We start from the raw sequence: 22,307 nt of genomic DNA, 5'->3' as shown, positions 1-22,307 counted from the left end.
TTTCCGGCGTGCCGTGTACACTATGGCAAGTCCCCCGCGCCCGTGGCGGAATTGGCAGACGCGCTAGATTTAGGTTCTAGTGTCTTATGACGTGTGAGTTCAAGTCTCACCGGGCGCACAATCGGCGCCGCTGGCTCTCGAAGCCGGCGGCGCTTTCGCATATCACCGCCCGCATAGTCGCCCTAAGATAGTCATCATGAAAAAGCTGCTTTCCACCCTTATCGCCGTCATTCTCATTGCCACCGTGGCTGCCGCCGCGGTGTTCATTTGGCAGGTACGGGAACCGGTGGAGGTGGAGACCGAATCGAGCAATACCAAGGTCATCAAGGCCGTGGAACGCGAAGAGCAGGTGGTGCTCGTCTCGCTGGGTATCGAGGGCCTATCGGAGGAATCCGCTACCAGCAAGCTGTGGAATTGGCAGGTCCCGGGCAGCGAGCGCACCCAGTACATCAAGTACTCCTACCGCGCGAAGCTCGGCATCGAAGGTTCCCAGGTGCGAGTGGAAGAAGAATCCCCGCACCACTTCCGCGTGCAGATCCCAGAGTTCATTTTCATCGGGCACTCGGATGAGAATTTCGAAACCGCAGTGGAGCACAACGGCGCGTTGAGCTGGATTACCCCGGATATTGATAAGGCGGAAACCATCACCAAAATCCTCAATGAGGACAAAAAGAAAGAGGACATCGCGGATAATCGCGATGTCCTCCAATCCCAGGCCAAGCAGTTCTACACCGGCATTATTTCCGGCGTGGACCCAGAGGCCGAGGTGGACTTTTCCTTTCGCTAACTAGTCCACCTCGGTGAACTTGCGGTCCCACGAGGAGCGGACCGGGTTGGCATCGGCCAGCAGGATATCGAAGCGGTCGTTGGCAATTTCTACGATTTCGCCCAGCGCGGTGCGGTACTCCTGCTCCGGGGAGTTGGCTAGGCGGCGCACGCCGGCATCAATGACGCGGTCGACGGTGTCATTGGTATCCAAATAGGCCACAAACGGCATGTCAAAGCGTTCGCGGTAGGCGGCGGAAAGCTCGGTGATGCGCTCGGTCTGTACATCATCCAGGTCGGTCAGACCGAGGGAGCCGCGGTCGGCGGAGATGGTGGCGGCCTCGTCGGCGTCGGCAAGCAGCAGCTTATCCATGGCCGGGTAATCGTGGATGAGGGCGGCGCGGCGGGAATCATCCGCGGTCAGCACGGCCACCTGAATGGCCGCGCGCAGTTCATTAACATCGCCGAAGGGCCGCGACTCCCACGCCAGCTCCAGCGGCCAGGTCTCGTTATTAAACAGAGGGCGCAGCGCGGAGACAAACTCTTCACGGGAGGCGGCATTGAGCTGCTGCAAGCTCACGCTCTTGCCGACGGCCCGAGACACCTGCGTTCCCTGCTTGCCCCCTGTGTGGAAGAACAAAAGGTTGAGCACGATGGCGGTAATGGCGCCGATTGACATGCCAGAAGAGACGAAGGTTTGCGCCCACTCCGGGAAGGCGGTGGCGATATCCGGTTTGAAAGTCACCAACATAGCCAGCCCCAGCGCGGAGGTGACGATAACGGAGTTGCGACCATCGGAAAGATCGGCCTTGGCGATGGTCTGTAGGCCCACCCACGCCACGTTGGCAAAAAGTGCCAGGGAGGCGCCGCCGAGAACGGGGGAGGGGATGGAGGCCACGACCGCGCCGGCCTTAGGCAAAATGCCCAGCACCATCATGAACCCGGCGGCGGCAACGGCCACCCAGCGCGACTTCACGCTGGTCAGGCGCACCAGGCCAACGTTTTGGGCAAAGCAGGTATAGGGGAAGGAGTTCATTACGCCGCCCACCAGGGTGGACAGGCCATCGGCGCGAATCGCACGCACGACGTCATCGCGGCGGATGCGCTTTTTTACAATCTCACCAGTGGCAAAGACGTCACCGGTGGTTTCCACCATGGTGATGATCATGACGATGATGAGCGAGAAAATCGCTACCAGGTCAAACTTCGGCATGCCGAAGTAGAACGGGGTAGTAATGCCGAGGGCGGGGGCGGAGGAGACCTCGTCAAAGGAGGCGTCGCCAAGCACGAGCGCCACGCCAGTGCCTAAGACTAGGCCGATGAGCACGGCCAGGGTACCCAGGAAGCCGGAGGAAAAGCGCTGCACCAAGATGATGACCGCGAGCGTGCCAAAGCCATAGAGCAAGTCGCGGGTGGCCGGCACGCCCTCGGCGTAATTGACAAAGTCATTGGCCGACACCCCAAGTAGCGACGTACCCATGACCAGTAGGACCGAACCGGTGACCACCGGTGGGAAGAAGCGCAGCACCTTGCCAAAGACCGGCGCCGCAAAGAAGGTAAAAAGGCCGGCGACAATAATGGCGCCATAAATGGTTGGCAGCGAGGCCACCCCGCCCGCGCCGTCGGTCGCGCCCAAGCCAATGGCAATAATCGGGGAGACGGCCGTTGTAGTCACGCCCTGCACGATGGGCAGGCGCACGCCAATGCGCTTGCCGACGCCCAGGGATTGAATGATCGTTGCTATGCCACAGGTCAACAGGTCCGCATTAATGAGGTGGATGGTGGTTTCCGCATCCAGATTGAGCGAGCCGGCAATAAGCAGCGGGACGATGACTGCGCCGGCATAAAAAGCCAGCACATGCTGTAAACCCAAGGCAGCTAGTTTGGGAGCGGGTGGGACGATATCTACTGGATGCTTGGGCTGCGAAGCCACGAAGTCCTCCTTTGTGCGGAAGCGAAGCTGAACGGGATTAACAGTAGAGGTTCGTGCAGGTAGGGGCCAAAATCTTAAGGTGATGAGGGACACGTTCGGGGCTAGTTCACCCCCGATAAAAGACGTACGTGCGTTCTGCATGAAATCACTAACCAGCTAAACAACACGACCGGTTTATTACTTGGCTTTCAAACGTTTGCGAGACTTGTTATTACCAGGGAATTGGTCAACAATTGAGGCCAGAGGGGCTTGGTGCTGTGGCTCGAAGAAAGCGGCATTTATCCCCTGCTAGAAATTCGCCCGAAAGAAGGGAATTATGACTACCGCAACGCAGCCTCAACAGTTTGAAGCTTGGAAGGGATTTGAGTCCGGTCCGTGGACCGAGGGCATCAACGTCCGCGACTTCATCCAGCGCAACTACACGCCGTACGACGGCGACTCCAGCTTCCTGGCGGGCCCGACCGAAAAGACCAAGCGCGTCTGGGAGACCCTGGAAAAGAACTACCTGTCCGTCGAGCGCGAAAAGCGCGTTTACGACGTCGACACCCACACCCCGACCGACATTGACGCTTTCCCGGCCGGCTACATCTCAGAGGACGACGACGTCATCGTCGGCCTGCAGACTGATACCCCGCTGAAGCGTGCCATGATGCCATTCGGTGGCTGGCGCATGGTCAAGCAGGCTATCGGCGAAGCGGGCAAGGAAGTAGATCCTGAGGTGGAGAAGATCTTCACCCGTTACCGCAAGACCCACAACGATGCGGTCTTCGATATCTACACCCCGCGCATCCGCGCTGCTCGTTCATCACACATCATCACCGGCCTGCCGGATGCTTACGGCCGTGGCCGCATCATCGGCGACTACCGCCGCGTTGCACTTTATGGTGTGGATTACCTGATCGAGGAGAAGCAGGCTTCCCGCGATTCCGTCGCAGATGCTGGCTTCTCTGAGCACTGGGCACGCTTCCGCGAGGAGCACTCCGAGCAGATTAAGGCCCTGAAGAAGCTCAAGAAGATGGCCGAGTCCTACGGCTTCGACATCTCCCAGCCGGCTAAGACCGCTCACGAGGCAGTGCAGTGGACCTACTTCGGCTACTTGGCTTCCATTAAGTCCCAGGATGGCGCCGCAATGTCCATCGGCCGCCTGTCCGCCTTCTTCGATTGCTACTTCGAGCGCGACCTTGCCGCAGGCATCATCACCGAGGAAGACGCCCAGGAAATCATCGACTCCCTGGTTCTCAAGCTGCGTATCGTTCGCTTCCTGCGCACCATCGATTACGACCAGATCTTCTCCGGCGACCCGTACTGGGCAACCTGGTCCGACGCTGGCTTTGGCAATGACGGCCGCCACATGGTCACCAAGACCTCCTTCCGTCTGCTGCAGACCTTGGTGAACCTTGGCCCATCACCTGAGCCAAACATCACCATTTTCTGGGATCCGAAGCTGCCAGAGGGCTACAAGGAATTCTGCGCCCACATCTCCATTGAGACCTCCTCCATCCAGTACGAGTCTGACCGCCAGATTCGTGAGCAGTGGGGCGACGACGCCGCAATTGCTTGCTGTGTCTCCCCGATGGAAGTTGGCAAGCAGATGCAGTTCTTCGGCGCTCGTGTGAACGCCGCAAAGGCACTGCTCTACGCCATCAACGGCGGCCGCGATGAGGTATCCGGCAAGCAGGTTGTCGAAGGCTACGAGCCCATCAAGGGCGATGGCCCGCTGGACTTCGATGAGGTCTGGCAGAAGTACGAGGAGATGCTGGACTGGGTTGTTGGCACCTACGTTGAGGCCCTCAACATCATCCACTACTCCCACGACAAGTACGCCTACGAGGCAGTCGAGATGGCGCTGCACGATTCCAATATCGTCCGCTCCATGGGCTGCGGCATCGCCGGCCTGTCCATCGTTGCCGACTCCCTGTCCGCCATCAAGTACGCCAAGGTCACCCCGGTACGCGACGAGACCGGCCTGATTACGGACTACGTCACCGAAGGCGACTTCCCGTTCTACGGCAATGATGACGACCGCGCCGATGATATCGCCGCCACCATTGTCCACACCGTGATGGAAAAGATTAAGGCCATCCCGATGTACCGCAATGCCATCCCAACCCAGTCCGTGCTGACCATTACCTCGAACGTGGTCTACGGCAAGGCAACAGGCGCCTTCCCGTCGGGCCACAAGGCCGGCACGCCGTTCTCCCCAGGCGCTAACCCTGAAAACGGTGCTGACAGCCACGGCATGGTTGCCTCCATGCTGTCCGTCGGCAAGCTGGATTACAAGGACGCCTTGGACGGCATCTCGCTGACCAACACCATTACTCCTTCCGGATTGGGCCGCACCCCAGAAGAGCGCATCACTAACCTGGTGGGCGTTCTGGATGCCGGCTTCATCATGGAGAAGTAAAAACCACCAACCCTCAACCATCCCGAAAAGGAGAAAATCATGGCAACCCCAACTTTCGAAGACCGCATGTCAGCAATGAAGGCAAACCGCGATGCACACCAGATGAACTCTGGTCTGTACCACGCAAACATCAACGTGCTGGACAAGTCCACCCTCGAGGACGCCGTTGAGCACCCAGAGAAGTACCCGAACCTCACCGTTCGCGTCTCTGGCTACGCTGTCAACTTTGTCAAGCTGACCAAGGAACAGCAGCTCGACGTTATCTCCCGCACCTTCCACCAGGGTTCCTAATCATGGCAGATGGCGTTACTGGTGTCGTTACCCTCTCTCCTGAAGAAGGAGAGCGAGTCCGCGGCGCGGCCGCGGGCCTGGGAAATGACGCTCAATTCGATGACATTACCCGCCCCGAACTCATGGAGGCGCGCCGTACCGGCGATATTGCCCTCGTGCACTCTTGGGAGCTCGTGACCGCCGTCGATGGCCCGGGTACCCGCATGACGATGTTCATGTCCGGCTGCCCACTGCGCTGCCAGTACTGCCATAACCCAGACACCTGGGAGATGAAGACCGGCACGCTGGAGCGGGTCGAGGATGTGGTCAAGCGCATTAAGCGTTATAAGCCAATCTTCAACGCTTCCGGTGGCGGTCTCACTATCTCCGGTGGTGAACCCCTCTTCCAACTTTCTTTCACGCGCCGCGTGCTCAAGGAAGTTCACGATGCGGGCATCCACACCACCATCGATACTGCCGGTTATCTCGGTGCGCGTTTGCGTGACGAGGACCTGGATAATATCGACCTCGTGCTTCTCGACGTCAAGTCGGGTGACGAGGAAACCTATCGGAAGGTCACTCAGCGCGAACTCCAGCCCACGCTGGACTTCGGCGACAGGCTGAACAAGATAGGCAAACCGGTGTGGATCCGCTTCGTGGTGGTGCCAGACCTCACGGACTCGCCAGAGAACGTGGAAAATGTGGCCAATATCGTGGCGCGTTGGAAATCCAACGTTGAGCGCGTTGAGGTCCTGCCTTTCCACAATATGGGCAAGGACAAGTGGGATAGCTTGGGCATGAACTACCAGCTAGCTGACACGAAGCCACCAAAGCCGGAGGATGTGGAGAAAATCCGCGACGTCTTCCGCTCGAAGGGCTTGGAAGTCTACTAGCCTGGGAGGACATGACCTCCTATCGCCGCTTCGGCCACACAATTAAAGAGCACCACCTAGAAGTCCCGTGGGATTATTCCAATCCCCACGGGACTTTTGGGCTTTACGCCCGCGAAATTATCCCGCCCGGCGGAGAGGACCTGCCCGCATTGCTCTACCTGCAGGGCGGTCCTGGTTTCCCGGCGCCCCGGCCATTGGCGCCTACGGGGCTGATTGGCAAGGCGCTAGAGCGCTACCGCGTGATCCTCATGGATCAGCGCGGCACCGGCCGCTCGCACCGCATTGATGCGTTTAGTCCGGCGGCTGAGCGCACAGCCAAGCACCTGGCGTTGCTGCGCCAGGACAATATCGTCCGCGACGCCGAGCGCCTGCGCGAGCACCTCGGACTCGAGAAGTGGTCGCTATTTGGCCAATCCTTCGGCGGCTTTTGCATCACCGCCTACCTATCCCAGGCACCCGAGCGCGTCGAGCATGCTTTCTTCACCGGCGGCATCCCCACGTTGAAGGGGGCGGACGAGCTCTATCGCGCTACCTTTAGCAAGCTTAAGGCCCGCCAGCAGCGTTTCTACCGCGAATTCCCGTGGGCACAGGGCCGTATCGAGGAGATCATTTCCCACCTGGACAATTCAGATGAGCGGCTTCCAACTGGCGAGCGCCTGTCCGCGCTGCGCTTTCGTACCATCGGCATCGAGCTCGGCCGCGGTACCGGCTTTGATTCGCTGGCCTATCTGCTGGAAGAGCCTTTCCGTACCGTGGCGGGGGAGAAGCGGTTGCGGGGTGATTTCCTGGTGGACGTCGGCCAGCGCGTGAGCTTTGCGGACGCTCCGTTGTACGCCGCAATACATGAGTCGATTTATGGCGGCGCCGGTGGCCAGGCCGCTACGAACTGGGCGGCGCACCGCGTGCGCGAGGAATTTCCGGAGTTTGCAGAGGCGGGCACCTGGCTGACCGGCGAGCACATTTTCCCCTGGCAGTTCAACGAGGACCCGGCCTTGCACGCGTTTGCCGATGCCGCCCATGACCTCGCCCGCCACGAATTCTCCCCGCCCTACGCGTTGGGCGAGGTGCCGTCTACGGCCGCGGCCATCTACGTCGATGATATTTTCGTCCCGCTCGAGGAGTCCTTGGCTACGGCCGCGCACCTGGGAGATCTGCGGCCGTGGATTAACAATGAATTCCAGCACAACGGCATCCGCGAGGATGGTGCGACCATCTTGGGGAAGCTCTTTTCGCTTATCGACGATCACTAGCATTTCGCTATTTCCTATGCGAAAATATTAGTGATCATCACGACTTTTAGGGAGACTCAATGATTGCCACCATAGTAATAGTCCTTATCCTGCTGATTATCTTGGGAACGCTCTTCGATGGTTATTTCATCGTTCGTACTCGCGAAGCTGCCATTCTGGAGCGCTTGGGCAAATTCCAAAAGGTGGCGCATGCTGGCCTGCACTTTAAAATGCCGTGGATAGACCGCGTGCGCGATAAGATTTCGCTGCAGGTGCGGCAGCTGGACGTGATGGTGGAGACCAAGACGAAGGATAATGTCTTCGTGCAAATCCCTGTTGCCGTGCAGTACGAGGTAGTCCAGGGCCGCGAGCGCGAAGCGTACTACATGCTCTCCAATCACGAGCAGCAGATTGTGGCCTACGTCCAGGACAATGTTCGTTCCTCCGTAGCGAATATGAACCTAGATGATTCCTTCTCCTCCAAGGACACCATCGCCCGCAATGTTGCGGCCTCCCTGCGCGACAATATGGCCGAGTATGGCTGGAACTTTGTCAATACCTTGGTCACCGATATCCGCCCTGACTCCCGGGTGCGCGAGTCCATGAACTCCATTAACGCTGCGCAGCGCGAGCGCGAGGCGGCCGTCGCCCAGGCGGAGGCTGAGAAGATCCGCGTGGTCAAGGAAGCTGAGGGTGCAGCCGAGGCGAAGAAGCTGCAGGGCCGCGGCGTTGCCGACCAGCGTAAGGAAATCGTCGAGGGTATTGCCCAGCAGTACGAGATGCTTCGCGACGCCGGCGTGGAAGAATCCCCCGAAGCTCTCATGCTGGTCTCCCAGTACCTCGACGCTATGGTCGACGTCTCCCACAATGGCCAGGCGTCCGTTCTTTATATGCCCTCTAACCCGCAGGGGATGGGCGATCTTTTCAGCGGCATGCGCGACGTGCTCATGGCCAACCGTGCCCTCGACTCCGCCGAGGAGCCGTCCCAACGCCGTCGCCCGCAGCCTAAGAAGCCTTCCCGTGCCGAGGAAATCGAGCGCGAATCTAAGCGTCAGGCCGAACGCGCTAAGCGCGAAGCCATCGCTGCTTCCCAGCGCGCTGAGCAGCAACGCTCTGAGAACCAGCAGGCAGAGCCGCACCCGCAGCAGGGCCAGCACTCCACCGCGCAGCCTCAGGCTGCCCGCGAGTATTTCCAGCAGCTGCGCGAGCAACTGAAAAACGAGGACTAGTCCTGAGCATCGATAACCTCTTTGATGCCTATACCGCTCAGCGTGGCATAACCCGCCGCGCGGAGGTGATCCCCGATCACGAGTGTCAGGTCTTCGCCACCGACGACCATCCTGACTCCGACCGTGATGCGTTAAGCGCCGCGCGCGACCTTGTCCACGACGTCCTTGTGGTCGATGACACGCCGAGTAGCGCTACCTCGCAGAGGCAGCGCTAACGAACCCAGCGGACCTTGCCATTGACTCGGGCAAGGCGTCCGCGCAGCGGCGGGGCATTTGGATCATCTTGGTTGACCCCGTTGTGGTAGGGGCAGCACACGGTCAGGTTTTCCATGTTGGTCAACCCGCCGTGTTTCCACGCCTTGAGGTGATGGATCTGGGCCTTGTCCGCCGGATGGTTGCACGGCGGCCACGGGCAGGTGGGATTTTCGGCCGCGGCCATCTGCCGCTGTTTCTCGGTGGCGTAACGAGATGTGCGATACAGGTTGACTGGGCCCTTGACGGGGTGGATAAGCGTCGCGAGGCCGTGCTCGGTGAAGGTGCGCTCGACGAGCTCGGCGCCGGTAATGGTGGCGCCATTGCTAAGGCGTAGCGTGACTTCGTCGCCGTCGCCGTCCAGGATTTGGTCTAGGGCGTTGAGCGGGATGATGACGTTAGTGGTGGTGCGTGCGGAAGGCGCGCCGGTGCCGCGAAGGAGGTCGCGGAGGGAATCGAGTGGGCGGTCGGGGTCGAGCGCTGCGTCGAATTCAGCAAGGAAGGCCGAGGGAGCGGTAATCCGCATTGTCCACGGGCCGTTCGGCCGGCGAAGGAGCTGGACGCCTTCGCGGGGTGGCATGCGGCGCGGGCGAAGTTCGCGCAGGCGCTGCTTGGCGCGGCGGGCGATGTCAGAAGCCGGCCCACGCAGGCGGCACAGCTCCACGCGTAGGTTCCACGCCTCACGCTTAGTGCGTACCCGGGAGACGTACTTTTCAATCAGCTTGAGCGTTACGAGGTCGTGGTGTCGGGCAGCCGCGGCTGCGTGGCGTTGCTTGCGGCTGAAGCCGGTCGGGCCGAAGTAGACTGCGGCCAGCGCGCGGAGGTCGCGGGCCTCGACATCCGGCAAGCCCAGCTCGACAAGGGCGCGCTCAGACGCGCCGTGGGCCTCGGCGAGGATGTCCATCGCCGAGGCAATATGGGTGGCATAGGCCTGTAGTGCGCTCATGGCTGCAACTTTAAGCAGAGCCGGCGGGCGAGCCGAGGCGAAGACGTCCGCAGCTGTGGATAACTTGTTTAAGCGTCAACTGCCCCAGTGAGCCGCAATGGCAAATAGATACGAAACGAGCATGCGCTTAATCTCTACGACCACGGCGTCAAAGTCGCCTGGGTCGCCCGCAGTTGCGTAATTGAGTTGCGAGACCACGCTGTGGATAAGGAAGCCGGCCAGGTCAATGCGTTCGTCATCGCTCATGGACGGCGCGAGTGGGGAGAGGATTTCTGACAAGGGGAAAAGCAGCTGCCGCTCGGTATCTGCGGCCGTCGCGCGGGTGGCGGGGGTGGATTGCACGGCATGCCACACGGCGCGCCGGGAGGGATCGTCGCGCCACATGCGCGCCAGGTGATCGATGGTTTCATCCAACACATCGGGCCATTGCACGTCCGGGGCGCGGCGGGAGAAACGTTCGATTTCGGCCCGGCTGGCGGCCGTGTCTTGGCGGTCGAGCTCGCAGACGAGCACGTATTTATTGGCAAAGTACTGATACAGCGTGCCGATGGGCACCCCGGCGCGGTGGGCGACCTCGTCGACGGTGAAGGATTCAAAGCCGACGTCGACAAGCACGGCGCGTGCGGCCTGCAGAATGCGCTCGAAGCGCTCGCGACTGCGCGCCTGCGCTGGCCGACGCCGCGGTAGCAGAATCTCTCCCACGTGCTAGCTTAGCCCCTTCATCACGCGGGCGACGTGGCCGGTGGCCTTGACGTTGTAGTGCGTTTGGCCGATGGTGCCATCCGGCTCGACCAAGAAGGTGGAGCGGATTACGCCCTGGACGACCTTGCCGTAGTTCTTCTTCTCACCAAACGCGCCGTAGGCGGTCATGACAGACTTATCCGGATCCGAAAGCAGCGGGAAGTTCAGCTCGTGGTCCGCGCGGAACTTCGCCAGCGCCTCCGGCCTATCAGGCGAGATGCCTACGACGGCAATATTGAGATCATTGAGCTGTTCCAGGGAATCGCGGAAATCGCAGGCTTCCTTGGTGCAGCCTGGGGTATTGGCGCGGGGGTAGAAGTAGACCAGTACGCGCTGGCCTGCGTAATCGGCGAGGGAAACGGTGTTTCCGGCGTCGTCGGCAAGCGCAAAAGCAGGGGCGGTATCTCCAACGTTCAAACGGTTTTCAGTCATGGTTCCCACCTTACTTACCGCCCGGGCTGCACGCTTTTGGGCCGGCGGGGTAGAATGACCCCGTTAAGAGCGAACCTAAGTTAAGAGGAGAACTTCGTGGCACGCAATATTGAAGACATTCAGCGCGATATCGAGCGCACCCGCCGCCAGCTGGCCGGCACCCTGGACGAGCTGGCACAGCGCAGCAAGCCGCAGAACTTTGCCAACGAGGCTAAGACCGCGGCCACCGATAAGTTGCAGGACCGCAACGTGCAGATGGCCCTGGGCGGCGTCGGCGCTGCTGTGGTTGGCCTCATTGCTTTCTCGGTCTTCCGCTCTCGCCGCCGCAAGAGCGACTTGAAGGAACTGCAGCGCCTGCTGTCCGAGCGCCACTAATGATGGAGGTCCCCGCACACCGCGGGGACTTTTTTCGTAGGCTGGGTTGGGATGAAGACACCAATCCCTTTTTATTTGCAGGAAATCCTCACCAAGGTGCGCGATAATCGCGACGGCGCCGTGGCGGATTATATTCCGGAGCTGGCCAAGGCGGAGCCCGAATACCTCGGCGCCGCGATGTGCACCACCACCGGCCACGTCTATTCCGCGGGCGATGATGAGGTGGAATTTACCCTTCAGTCCCTGTCCAAGCCTTTTGTCTACGCACTAGCGCTACAGGAGCTGGGACTATCTGCGGTGCGCGAGATTGTGGGTATGGAGCCTTCGGGCGAGGCCTTCAACGAGCTTTCGCTCAACCGAGATGACCATCGGCCGGTCAACCCGATGATTAATGCGGGCGCGATTGCGGTCACGCAGCTGATTAATGGCGTGGATTCGGAGCCTGCCGCGCGCGTAGAGCGTCTGCGCACCTATTTTTCGCGGCTGGCGGGACGCGATTTGCTTATCGACGACGCTATGCGTTCCTCCGAGCTGGAAGTCAGCGAACGTAACCTCTCGCTGGCGCACATGTTGCGCAATTACGACATCATCCAGGACGAGGCACACGATGCGGTGTCAACATATATTGAGCAGTGCTCGATTGTGGTGACGGTACGGGACCTGGCCGTGATGTCGGCAACGCTGGCCAATGGCGGCGTGCAGCCGGTGACGGGCGACAAAATTTTGGACGCGGACGTGTGCCGGTTGACGCTTTCGGTGATGAGCTCGGCCGGCATGTACGACGGCGCCGGCCGGTGGATGGCCGAGGTGGGTATCCCGGCGAAGTCGGGTGTTTCGGGTGGCCTGCTGGGCACGCTGCCGGGCCAGTTGGGCGTGGCGACATTCTCGCCGCGGCTTAATAAAGAAGGTAATTCGGTACGCGGGGTGGATGCGTTCAAGCTGTTGTCGAAGGACATGGGCCTGCACTTGATGTCTACAGACGAGCGCTATGGCGTGAACCCGGTGCGCAAGGTGGAGCAGGATGCGGAGCTGACCGTGATCTATCTGCAGGGCTTGATTAACTTCAACGCGGCCGAGACTATCTTGTACGAGCTGATGGAGTCAGATTTTGGCGAGGGCACGGTGGTGCTCGAGCTATCACATATTACGGGCACGAACCGCATGGGTCGACGCATGCTGAAGGAGGGGCTGCGCCGAATTCGCGAGTCTGGCTTTGATATCGCCATCGTGGATCCGGATGGGGAGCTGGAAGATCGCACCATGTCGGACGGCACGGAGGTGCCGAAGGGCGAGCCGGAGGACTATGCCATTAACGGCGAACCCGTATAGGTTTGGGTTGCCTTACTTAATCAGGTTAGGATGTCCTATGTAAGGCCCTTTGCGTTAACTGCGAGGGCATCCAACGACCAAGGACTAAAAATGGCTCATACCCCCTTCAAGGTGATGGCGGTTGTGGCGGCATCGGCAGCCGCACTCGTCGGCTGCGGCGCAGCTGAGGAAGTAACTGGCGGCTCCAGCGGCGATGCTGAGTTCTCCTTCACCGATATCACCGGCCGTGACGTGGAACTGGATAAGGCTCCCGATCGCGTGATTTTGGGGGAGGGCCGATCGCTTTTTGCTACCGGCGTACTCAATACCGATAATCCGCTGGACAAGGTCGTTGGTATCGGCACGGACCTCAAACAAAACGTGCCGGATTACTACAACGCGCTGGAAAAGGAGCTGCCCTCCGTCAACGAGGTGCCAGAAATCGGCGGCTTTACCAAGGGCGATGTCACCGTGGAAAAACTCGTGAGCCTAGACCCGGACCTCATTGTCCTCTCGCTGGATCAATATGATGCCTCCCGCGAAGCTGGTCTGACCGACAAGATGGACCAAGCTGGCTTGAAGTATGCGGTCACCGATTTCCGCCGCGACCCGCTGGAGAATACGCCCAAGACCATGGACATCTTCGGCGAGATCTTTGGCCAAGAGGATCGCGCTGAGGAATTTAACTCGGATTGGCAAAAGACCGTGGATTTGGTGGAGGACCGCGCAGAGAAGGTAAAAGATAAACCAAAGACTTTCGTTTGGAGAGCAGCAGGTGTGTCCGATTGCTGCGGTTCCTGGAACGATTCCAATATCTCCCAGCTGGTCAACGCGGCCGGTGGTGAGAATATCGGCGATAAAGTCATTCCGGGCGAGTCCGGCACAATCACCCCGGAAAAGGTCCTGGAATCTGACCCGGATATGATCATCGCCACCGGTGGCGATTGGTCCGAGATGAAGGACGATGAAGGCCACCCTGTCGGATACGCTGCAGTGGGTTACGGCATTGATGAAAAGGAAGCCAAGGGCAGCATCGCGAAGCTTCCGGAGAAGCAGGCCGGCTTCGATAAGCTGCGTGCGGTTAAGGAGCATCACCTGCACAGCATGTGGCACCAGTTCTATGATTCGCCGTTTAACTACCTGGCACTGCTGCAGGTGGCCGAGTGGATCGACCCGGAGGCGTATGCCGATATGGACGTCGCCAAGCAGTGGATGGATGCGCAAGAAAAGTACTCGCCGGTCTCTGGTGAGGGAACCTTCTTTAGCACCAACTAATGGAGGGTGCAGAGGTAGCCGCCCTCGCGCGGCAACATAAGAAGTTAACCTGGCAACGCATAGGCATCGTTGCGGGCCTGACCCTGATTGCGGCCGCCGCATTTGTCATTAGCAACTTCGTCGGTGCAATTGATATCAGTCCTGGCGAGGTAATAAAGGGCATTGTGAATCCCGCGGGTCTGGAGGACCAGACGCGCACGGTGCTGTGGCAACTGCGCCTGCCTATGGCCGTGATGGCCGTGCTTATCGGTATGGCCTTGTCCTTGGCCGGCGCGGAGATGCAGACCATCCTCAATAACCCGCTAGCCGAGCCGTTTACCCTCGGCATTTCTGCGGCCGCCGCGTTTGGCGGCGCCACCTCCATCGTGCTCAAGTGGCAGCTGATTGCGCAGCCGCAGTTCAACCTGGCGCTGATGGCGTGGCTTGCTGCCGCGGTGGCTACGGCCATTATTGTTATCGCGGCCGTCATCCGTGGCGCGAAGGCAGAAACCATGGTGCTGCTGGGCATCGGCTTGGTGTTCTTCTTCCAGGCCATGCTGGCGCTTATCCAGTACCAGTCCTCGGCCGAGGCGCTGCAACAGATCGTCTTTTGGTCCATGGGCTCTCTTACCCGCGCCAATTGGGCGGCCAACGGCGTGCTGGCGGCCGTGCTGATTATCGCCCTGCCCATTCTGTGGGCGCTGGGCTGGCGCCTTACTGCCTTGCGGCTTGGCGATGCCCGCGCCACCGCCATGGGCGTTAATACCTCCCGCCTGCGCATCGTGGTGCTCATCGTCGTGTCGCTCGTCGCGGCGACGACCGTGGCCTTTGCCGGCATCATCGGTTTCATTGGTCTGGTCGGCCCGCATATTGCCCGCATGCTGGTGGGCGAGGACCAGCGCTACTTCTTGCCGGCCTCCATGGCGGCGGGCGCGGCCGTGATGTGTGCCGCGCATGCGGTCAGCCTGATGATTAAGCCGGGCCTGGCTATTCCCATTGGTATCGTTACCTCGCTTTTGGGCGTGCCATTCTTCATTGCCATCGTCATGACCCGAAGGAGGGCACTGTGGACGTAGAACTGACTATTTCCGGGCTGAGTGCGGCCTATGGCAATCACCGCGTACTGGAGTCCGTGGGTGTGGAAAAACTCCACGGCGGGCAATTGGTGGGCCTGCTGGGACCGAATGCCTCCGGCAAGACCACACTTATCAAGTCCCTGGCCGGCGTCCACCGCGGCTGCCAGGGCGAAGTGGATTTTCGCGTCGATGGCACGGCACCGCGCGGCAAGCGCCGCCGGCAGCTCATCGGCTACGTGCCGCAGGATCTCACGAGCACGGCCGCTTTGCGCGCCTTTGAGGCCGTGCTGATCTCTGCGCGCCGTGAAGCCTGCGAGGACCCGATTACGCGCACCGGTGAGGTGCTGCACTCGCTGGGGCTGGATGCGATTGCCTCTCGCTACCTCAACGAGCTTTCCGGCGGCCAGCGCCAGCTGGTGGCGGTGGCGCAGATGTTGGTGGGCAACCCAGGCCTGATGCTTCTCGACGAACCCACGTCCGCCCTCGACCTGCACCACCAGATCTTTGTATTGGATGAGGTGCGTGCCAAGGCGAAGCGCGACGGCAGCCTAGGCCTAGTGGCCATCCACGACATCAACCTGGCTGCGCGCATGTGCGATCAGCTGGTGGTGCTGAAGAAGGGCCATATTCGCGCTCAGGGCGCGCCGTCGGACGTTCTCACGGGGGAGCTCGTGGAAGGCGTGTATGGGGTAGAGGCGGACGTCGTCCAGCATGGCGGCGCTCCACTCATTGCCCCGCTGCGGGTGAGATAACAAAAAGGCCGGGCGATTGCCCGGCCTAATTTTTAATTTAAATTTTTAAGTGGTGCGCCATCAGGGAATCGAACCCCGAACCCACTGATTAAGAGTCAGTTGCTCTGCCAATTGAGCTAATGGCGCATTGTTGACTTCCTGCCGTGTGGCTCTCTGTGCAACGAGTAGATACTCTAGCAGCCATTCTTGAAAAGTGTAAAATCGCCTGGTCATCGCATGTTTTTAGGGGTGTATAACGAATTGGTTAATGCCTGAAGTGGCTTCTGGTAATTGCTGGAGCGAGACGCTAATCTAAGTTGGTCTTTGAAAGCAGCAATTACGTGTCTAAGGGCAACTCAGTGAAACATTCCCTCCCTATTGCGCGCCGCCTCATCGCGGCCGCGGGCGTTGCGTGCATTTCCCTAGCCGCCGCCTCCTGCTCCTCTGATTCCTCTGCCGAGAATCAGGCCGCCGACCAAGAATCTACCGCCGCCGCAAACGCGGGCGGGGAGAAAGACAGCGGCAAAAAGGGCAAAGAGTCTGACAAGAAAAAGGGCGGCCTCTCGGCTTCCGTGAAAGACGGGGCACAGAATGTGGATCCGTCTAAGCCTGTGACCGTGGAGACCACCGGCAAGCTCAAGAGCGTCACCATGACCAATGAAATGGGCGTGGAAGTTAAAGAAAAGCTCTCGAAGGATGCCAAGACGTGGTCTACGGCGGAGGACTTGGGCTATAACCACACCTATTCCATCGTGGCCTCCGATGTGGATGGCAACAAGAAGAATCTCAGCTTTTCCACCCCGCAAGCAGCGGGCGTTGCCGAAGTCTCGCTTAGCCCAATCCCGGATTCTGAGGTCGGCGTAGGCCAGGTCATTGGTGTGAATTTCGGCGTGCCGATTACGGACCGCAAGGCGGCCGAGAAGACCATTACTGTGACCACCAACCCTGAGGTTAAGGGCGCTTTCTACTGGGTCAACAACCAGGAGGTGCGCTGGCGTCCGAAGGAGTACTGGGAGCCGGGCACCAAGGTTGAGGTGAAGGTGGACCAGTACGGCAAGGACCTAGGCGGCGGGATCTATGGCGGCGAGAACGCCAAGACCAATTTCACCATTGGGGACCGCACCGTGGCGATTATTGATAACGCCACCAAGACCATGAAGGTCTTCAAGAATAAGAAGTTCTTGCGCGCCATCCCGGTCTCGCTAGGCCGCGACTATCAGTACGATACGCCGAACGGGCGCTACATCATCGGTGACGAGCACCCGCAGCTAGTCATGGACTCGGAGACCTTTGGCCTAGCCCATGAGGCAGGCGGCTACCGCACGATGGTGGACTGGGCTACCCAGATGTCCTATTCCGGCATCTATGTTCACTCCGCTCCGTGGTCCGTATGGGCGCAGGGCAATACCAATACCTCGCACGGCTGCATTAACGTGACGCCGGAGGCTGCCCAGTGGTTCCAGGAGACGATGAAGCGCGGCGACGTGGTGCGCGTGTTCAATACCTACGGTGAAACGCTTAATGCGATGGATGGCCTAGGTGACTGGAATATGTCCTGGGACGAGTGGTCCAAGGGCAACGCGGACGCCAATCAGTAGCGCCCACGAGCGGCGCGGGCGATGAGCGCATGGCTACAGTGGTGGCCATGCGCTTTTCTGTTTTAGACCGCGGGGCGGCCGGGCTGTTGGACCAGGTAGCTGAGCACGCCCGGCATGTGGAGAGGCTTGGTTTCCGGCGCTTTCTGGTGGCCGAGCACCACGGTGTGCCGGGAATTCCGGCGGGGCAGCCGGGGATGTTGGCAGCCCACGTGGCGGCGCGCACGCAGCGCATTCGGGTAGGCACGGCCGGCGTCATGCTGTTGAATCATCCGCCGTTTCTGGTGGCCGAGCAGATTAATCTTCTCGAGGCGCTGTATCCCGGGCGAATCGATATTGGAATTGGTTCCTCTGTCGGCTTTACCGGCCCGGTGCGGCGGGCACTGCGCCAGGGCGAACCGGCTGAAGTGAAGCAGCGCTTTGAGGCGGAGCTGGCGACGCTGCTGCGCTACCTGCGCGGCGGGGAAGCGGTGACGGTGCGGCCGGAGTATGCGGGCACGCCGATCTACGTGTTGGCGGGCTTTCGCTCAGCCATGGTTGCGGCCAAGATGGGGCTCGGCGTCATCTTGGGTGGTCCGGTGGCCACGCAGGAGGCGGCCGCGCGGGTGTATCGGGAGCATGCGCTTGCCGACGCCCCACCTATCATCTCCTCGCTCAATATCGCCGTTGCCGATACGTCCGCGGCCGCCCGTGATCTGTTGTTACCGGAGGCCTATGCCAAGGTACTCGCGCAATCCACCGGCGAGTTCGCGGCCCTGCGGCCTGTGGGAGAGCTGGACATGGATGCGCTGACGGGGCAGCAGCGCCGGCGCATTGAGGAAGCGCTGGCCCATGACGTGTGGGGAACGGTAGGGGAAGTGGGGGAGGGACTTAGGGACGTCGGCAAGCGGCTGGGCGTGAGCGAGTTTGTGGTGACCGGAGACATGCCAGATGTGGACGGTCGGGCCCGTTCGGAGGAGCTGCTGGCGAGCCTGCAGGTGGAAAACTGAAAAAGCCCGAGCGCAAGGCTCGGGCACTTGGGGTGGCTGACGGGACTCGAACCCGCGACACCCAGGATCACAACCTGGTGCTCTACCAGCTGAACTACAGCCACCATCGCTGCGTGAAAGCAACGAAATATAGGTTAACTCACGCCGCCTAAATTACAAAAACGCCTGGTAATCTGCGGTGGTTTCGGCCTTGATCTCCTCCGCTTCGGGGGAGGTGGGGCCCTCGTCGGTGCGGAAGACGCTGCGGCGGTAGAAGTCCAACTCGCGGATGGATTCGATGATGTCCTGTAGCGCGCGGTGGGCCATGCCCTTATCGGGCTGGTTGAAGTAAGCGCGCGGGTGCCACCGGCGAGCAAGCTCCTTGATGGTGGAGACGTCGATCATGCGGTAGTGCAGGGCGCTGTCGAGCCGCGGCATATAAGCGCGGATGAAGGTGCGATCCGTGGCGATGGAATTGCCGGCTAGGGGAGCGGGGTGCTCAGGATCGCAATGCTCATTGATGAGCGCGAGTACGGCATCCTCGGCTTCTCCGATGGAGGTGGTGGACTCGCGGATTTCCTTATCCAGCCCGGACTTAGCGTGCATCTGCGTGACAAAGGAATCCATCTGTGCCAGCTCATCCTCGGTGGCGTGGACGACGAGGTCGATGCCTTCGCCCAGGATGTTGAGGTTGCCATCGGTGATGACGGCAGCGACCTCAACAATGACGTGGCGCTCGGGATCGAGGCCCGTCATCTCCAAATCGATCCAGACGAGGCGGTCGTGTTTTGCGGCTATCTCGGAATGTGGCATGCGGCCCATTCTACGCCCGCGTGCTTTTACCCCTGTATGGGGTACGAGCCGGGCTGCCCTGGAGGGGTGATTACTACTGGACAACGCGACCTTTCGGAAAGTGTGGCACTGTGCTGCATAAAATTTATCGGTGATTTGCCTCACTTGAAGATGTGAGTTAGGGCATACTCTGGTTAATCGCTCTTCATTCGGGAGGTGCGACAGACTTAGGAGAGACCAGATGGCAAACTTTCTCGATGCCCTCAATACCGCAATTTGGTCCCCCGTCTTGGTGTTTTTATGCCTCGGCGCGGGTATTTATTTCACCGTGGTGACACGCGGCCTGCAGGTGCGCTGCATCCCGGACATGCTCAAGCAGATAGTTAACGGAGAAAAGTCTGCAGATGGCGTTTCTTCCTTCCAATCCTTGATGGTCTCGCTCTCCGGCCGCGTGGGCGTGGGCAATATCGCTGGCGTGGCCACAGCCATCGCCTTCGGTGGGCCAGGCGCCGTGTTCTGGATGTGGGCAGTGGCGCTTTTGGGCTCGTCCACCTCGTTCATCGAATGTACGTTGGCTCAGATTTACAAGGAAAAGGATCAGGACACCGGTGAGTACCGCGGAGGGCCCGCGTACTACATCGAAAAAGCCTACAAGCACACTAAGGCCGCGCCTTTCATGGTGGTCTATGGCATCGTGTTCGCCGTCGCCATGATCTTGGCTACCAGCTACTTCTTGCCTGCCATCCAGGCCAATGCGGTGGCCGCCGCGGCCGATACCGCGTGGGGGATCAACTCCACCTGGGCGGCCGTCGTCCTCGCGGGCATCCTGGCCATCATCATTATTGGTGGTGTCAAGCGCATTGCGAACTTCGCCACCATTGTCGTGCCCTTTATGGCGCTCATTTATATCGTGATTTCCGTGGTGGTCATGTGCATGAACTTCTCCCAGATTCCGGAGGTCTTCGGGCTCATCTTCAGGTCCGCATTCAATATGGAAGCCGGATTCTCCGGCATGTTGGGCGCAGCCATCATGTGGGGTGTTAAGCGCGGCATCTACTCCAATGAGGCCGGCCAGGGTACCGGCCCGCAGTCCGCTGCGGCCGCCGAGGTTTCCCACCCCGCTAAGCAGGGCTTCGTGCAGTCTTTCGCGGTGTACGTCGATACGCTTTTTGTCTGCTCGGCTACCGCGTTCATGATTATTTCTACGGACATGTACACCGTCTTCCGCGGCAGCTCCGAGGATGGTGAAGTGGTCTACAACGGCTCGCTTCCTGATGGTGTCGAGGTCGGCCCTGGCTACGTGCAGTCCGGCCTCGATAGCGTCTTTGCCGGTTGGGGCCCAACCTTCATCGCCGTCTCCATTGCCTTCTTCGCCTTTACGACGGTCCTGGCGTACTACTACATGTCCGAGGTCAACTTGACCTACTTCAACCGCTGGGTCCACTCCCGCACGGCCCGCCGTGGCCTGATTTGGGTGCTGCGCGCGCTGATTATTGTTTCCGTCGTTGTGGGCGCCACTACCACTCCGGGTGCGGCGTGGACCCTGGGCGATATCGGCGTCGGCACGACGGCATGGCTCAATATCATCGCCATCCTCTTCCTGCAGGTTCCTGCCATCAAGGCACTCAAGGACTACGAAAAGCAGAAGAAGGCCGGCAAGGATCCGCAGTTCGACCCAGAAGCTGTGGGCATTAAGAACGCGGACTTCTGGGTCGAGCGCAAACGAGCGCGCGGCGAGGGCAGCGTGCTCAAAGGCAAGGACTTAGAAGGCGCCGGGGCCTAGCCCATCTTGGCGTAGAAGCTGCCTACCAGCGGTGCAATCACCGGGGTGGGCAGCACCTGGCTGAGGGTATTCATCGCCTTAGAAAGCGGGCCGGGCACCACGCGGCGCTGATTGCGGCGCATGGCCTCGATGGTTTCCTGGGAGCACGACTCGTAGGTGGTCCACAAAAAGTCCGGGACCACCTTGTCCACGATCGATTGGTCTTCCTCTGCGATGGTGGCTTCGCGCACGGGGCCGGGGGCGAGCAGGGTGCACGAGACGCCGGAGCCCTTCAGCTCATAGTGCAGGGCCTCCGTAAACGCATTGACGCCCGCCTTGGTGAAAACGTAGGTGGCGTTATTAGGGATGGGGATATTGCCCGCTGCAGAGCCGACATTACAGATGGCGCCGCTGCGGCGAGGCAGCATCTGCTCCAAGGCGGCTCGCGTGAGGTGGTGGACGGCAGTACCGTTGAGCTCGAACTGTGTCGTCTCGTACGACCAGTCTTGGTCCATGAAGGGGCCGAAGCTGGCGATGCCGGCGGAGTTGACCAGGATCGACACCTCGCGGGTGGCGATGGTCTCGGCCACGCGGGCGACGTCGTTAGCCACCGCGAGGTCTGCCGGCAGGGCAATAGCCTCGATATTATGGCGCTGTTCGAGCTCAGCGGCGATGGACTCCAGGACCTCGCGGCGGCGGGCCACAAGGATAACGTTATAGCCCAGGGCTGCGAAATCCTGCGCCATGGCCTTTCCAATGCCTTGGCTGGCGCCCGTAACGAGGGCGTAGGACGTTCGGGAAGGAGCGGGAAGTGACATGGTTAAGCCTTTCCGGAGTGGGGGCATGGTGAGTCCTAGCGTAAACAAAAAGCCCTGAAGCGGCGAGAAACTCGGCGCCTCAAGGCTTTCGCGCGGTGCCCCCAGCAGTGTCTGAGTTCATGACATATTTGACAGTCTGTGCCTGAGGGAATCGTCGTGATGCTTGACAGATCAGCCGCGACATATTTGACGCTTAGGGCTACCTTACCGTGTTGGGTGATGCTTGACTGGTGAGTCGGGACATGTTTGACACTATGAACAGTCCTAACCGCAATACGGCCGTCGTCAAAGCTGTACGCCGTGAAGGTGGCAATCCAGTGGCGTCGAAATAAAGTGCGGCCATTCAGGGATGAAGGCACCTTCTAGAGCCCTAGAGGGAAATGGCTCCGCCCGTCACGCATAGGTGTTCTTTACGGCGTCTTAGTACTGCTGCTTGGAACAATGCGCCCTGGCACTGCGGCCTAAACGACACGATGTGTTGGTGAGGTTGTACGGCTAGCCGGTCTGGCGTGCTGATATTAGGACTATTTCACT

18 protein-coding genes, 3 tRNA genes and 1 pseudogene are annotated in these 22,307 nt (G+C 60.1%); 14 read left to right on the top strand and 8 right to left on the bottom strand.

What is annotated here, in order from left to right; genetic code table 11:
• Window positions 1–36: 36 nt before the first annotated feature.
• Together QP941_RS10135 and QP941_RS10130 are read left to right on the top strand one after the other, a co-directional pair.
• A tRNA-Leu gene (locus QP941_RS10135) sits at window positions 37–118 on the top strand.
• Window positions 119–196: 78 nt separating this feature from the next.
• Window positions 197–787: a hypothetical protein gene (locus QP941_RS10130; protein WP_284868837.1), complete on the top strand. Its 591-nt coding sequence runs from the start codon at window positions 197–199 to the stop codon at window positions 785–787.
• Here QP941_RS10130 and QP941_RS10125 read toward each other — a convergent pair whose 3' ends face one another.
• Window positions 788–2,698 (bottom strand): solute carrier family 23 protein, encoded by a 1,911-nt coding sequence (locus QP941_RS10125; RefSeq protein ID WP_284768747.1) that lies wholly within the window; start codon window positions 2,696–2,698, stop codon window positions 788–790. It lies immediately after the preceding gene.
• A gap of 316 nt (window positions 2,699–3,014) precedes the next feature.
• Between QP941_RS10125 and pflB the strand changes: the two are divergent.
• The 4 genes and pseudogenes from pflB (at window position 3,015) to QP941_RS10105 (ending at window position 8,723) form a co-directional block, all read left to right on the top strand.
• Window positions 3,015–5,393: pseudogene (pflB, locus tag QP941_RS10120) on the top strand (formate C-acetyltransferase).
• A 2-nt stretch (window positions 5,394–5,395) separates the two neighbouring features.
• Window positions 5,396–6,265: a pyruvate formate-lyase-activating protein gene (gene pflA / locus QP941_RS10115; protein WP_269953638.1), complete on the top strand. Its 870-nt coding sequence runs from the start codon at window positions 5,396–5,398 to the stop codon at window positions 6,263–6,265.
• Between the two features lie 11 nt (window positions 6,266–6,276).
• Window positions 6,277–7,515, top strand: a complete 1,239-nt coding sequence (locus QP941_RS10110; protein WP_284868836.1) for an alpha/beta fold hydrolase — start codon at window positions 6,277–6,279, stop codon at window positions 7,513–7,515.
• A gap of 59 nt (window positions 7,516–7,574) precedes the next feature.
• On the top strand, window positions 7,575–8,723 hold the full coding sequence (locus tag QP941_RS10105) for an SPFH domain-containing protein (protein WP_239278379.1): 1,149 nt from the start codon (window positions 7,575–7,577) through the stop codon (window positions 8,721–8,723).
• A 211-nt stretch (window positions 8,724–8,934) separates the two neighbouring features.
• On the opposite strand, the gene QP941_RS10100 is transcribed toward QP941_RS10105, so the two are convergent.
• The 3 genes from QP941_RS10100 to bcp all read right to left on the bottom strand — a co-directional run bounded on the left by QP941_RS10100 (window position 8,935) and on the right by bcp (window position 11,094).
• Complete coding sequence (locus tag QP941_RS10100; RefSeq protein ID WP_284868835.1) at window positions 8,935–9,921, bottom strand: HNH endonuclease signature motif containing protein; 987 nt, start codon at window positions 9,919–9,921, stop codon at window positions 8,935–8,937.
• Window positions 9,922–9,996: 75 nt separating this feature from the next.
• Window positions 9,997–10,623, bottom strand: a complete 627-nt coding sequence (locus QP941_RS10095) for a TetR/AcrR family transcriptional regulator (protein WP_284767081.1) — start codon at window positions 10,621–10,623, stop codon at window positions 9,997–9,999.
• Between the two features lie 3 nt (window positions 10,624–10,626).
• Window positions 10,627–11,094 carry a thioredoxin-dependent thiol peroxidase gene (gene bcp, locus QP941_RS10090; RefSeq protein WP_284868834.1) on the bottom strand — a complete coding sequence of 156 codons (468 nt, stop codon included), beginning with the start codon at window positions 11,092–11,094 and terminating at the stop codon, window positions 10,627–10,629.
• Window positions 11,095–11,190: 96 nt separating this feature from the next.
• Here bcp and QP941_RS10085 point away from each other — a divergent pair, with 96 nt between their 5' ends.
• The 5 genes from QP941_RS10085 to QP941_RS10065 all read left to right on the top strand — a co-directional run bounded on the left by QP941_RS10085 (window position 11,191) and on the right by QP941_RS10065 (window position 15,859).
• Window positions 11,191–11,469, top strand: coding sequence for a DUF3618 domain-containing protein (locus QP941_RS10085; protein ID WP_005323988.1), 279 nt, complete (start codon window positions 11,191–11,193; stop codon window positions 11,467–11,469).
• Window positions 11,470–11,520: 51 nt separating this feature from the next.
• Window positions 11,521–12,798 carry a glutaminase gene (locus QP941_RS10080; RefSeq protein ID WP_049361009.1) on the top strand — a complete coding sequence of 426 codons (1,278 nt, stop codon included), beginning with the start codon at window positions 11,521–11,523 and terminating at the stop codon, window positions 12,796–12,798.
• Window positions 12,799–12,888: 90 nt separating this feature from the next.
• Window positions 12,889–14,052 carry an ABC transporter substrate-binding protein gene (locus QP941_RS10075; protein WP_284868833.1) on the top strand — a complete coding sequence of 388 codons (1,164 nt, stop codon included), beginning with the start codon at window positions 12,889–12,891 and terminating at the stop codon, window positions 14,050–14,052.
• On the top strand, window positions 14,052–15,107 hold the full coding sequence (locus tag QP941_RS10070; RefSeq protein ID WP_049377258.1) for a FecCD family ABC transporter permease: 1,056 nt from the start codon (window positions 14,052–14,054) through the stop codon (window positions 15,105–15,107). Before QP941_RS10075 ends, QP941_RS10070 begins: the two co-directional genes overlap by 1 nt.
• Complete coding sequence (locus QP941_RS10065) at window positions 15,098–15,859, top strand: ABC transporter ATP-binding protein (protein ID WP_284868832.1); 762 nt, start codon at window positions 15,098–15,100, stop codon at window positions 15,857–15,859. Before QP941_RS10070 ends, QP941_RS10065 begins: the two co-directional genes overlap by 10 nt.
• A 50-nt stretch (window positions 15,860–15,909) precedes the next feature.
• On the opposite strand, the gene QP941_RS10060 is transcribed toward QP941_RS10065, so the two are convergent.
• A tRNA-Lys gene (locus QP941_RS10060) sits at window positions 15,910–15,985 on the bottom strand.
• A gap of 212 nt (window positions 15,986–16,197) precedes the next feature.
• On the opposite strand from QP941_RS10060, the gene QP941_RS10055 reads away from it, so the two are divergent.
• The gene (locus tag QP941_RS10055) at window positions 16,198–17,436 is read left to right on the top strand and encodes a L,D-transpeptidase (RefSeq protein ID WP_284868831.1); all 1,239 of its coding nucleotides are present in this window, start codon (window positions 16,198–16,200) and stop codon (window positions 17,434–17,436) included.
• A gap of 29 nt (window positions 17,437–17,465) precedes the next feature.
• Window positions 17,466–18,422, top strand: coding sequence for an MsnO8 family LLM class oxidoreductase (locus QP941_RS10050; protein ID WP_284868852.1), 957 nt, complete (start codon window positions 17,466–17,468; stop codon window positions 18,420–18,422).
• A 28-nt stretch (window positions 18,423–18,450) separates the two neighbouring features.
• Here QP941_RS10050 and QP941_RS10045 read toward each other — a convergent pair.
• Both QP941_RS10045 and orn read right to left on the bottom strand, forming a co-directional pair.
• Window positions 18,451–18,526: transfer RNA gene (locus QP941_RS10045), tRNA-His, on the bottom strand.
• 49 nt (window positions 18,527–18,575) lie between these two features.
• Window positions 18,576–19,223: an oligoribonuclease gene (gene orn / locus QP941_RS10040; RefSeq protein ID WP_250411916.1), complete on the bottom strand. Its 648-nt coding sequence runs from the start codon at window positions 19,221–19,223 to the stop codon at window positions 18,576–18,578.
• Between the two features lie 211 nt (window positions 19,224–19,434).
• Between orn and QP941_RS10035 the strand changes: the two genes are divergently transcribed.
• Complete coding sequence (locus QP941_RS10035) at window positions 19,435–20,976, top strand: alanine/glycine:cation symporter family protein (RefSeq protein WP_284868830.1); 1,542 nt, start codon at window positions 19,435–19,437, stop codon at window positions 20,974–20,976.
• On the opposite strand, the gene cmrA is transcribed toward QP941_RS10035, so the two are convergent.
• Complete coding sequence (gene cmrA, locus QP941_RS10030) at window positions 20,973–21,773, bottom strand: mycolate reductase (protein WP_284868829.1); 801 nt, start codon at window positions 21,771–21,773, stop codon at window positions 20,973–20,975. The two genes, QP941_RS10035 and cmrA, sit on opposite strands and share 4 nt — an antisense overlap.
• Between the last annotated feature and the right edge of the window lie 534 nt (window positions 21,774–22,307).

It is taken from the genome of Corynebacterium sp. MSK150 (genome assembly GCF_030229215.1).
Classification (GTDB): Bacteria; Actinomycetota; Actinomycetes; order Mycobacteriales; family Mycobacteriaceae; genus Corynebacterium.
Note: the sequence above shows the minus strand (reverse complement) of the source record. Positions and strands in the feature narration are given on the sequence as shown.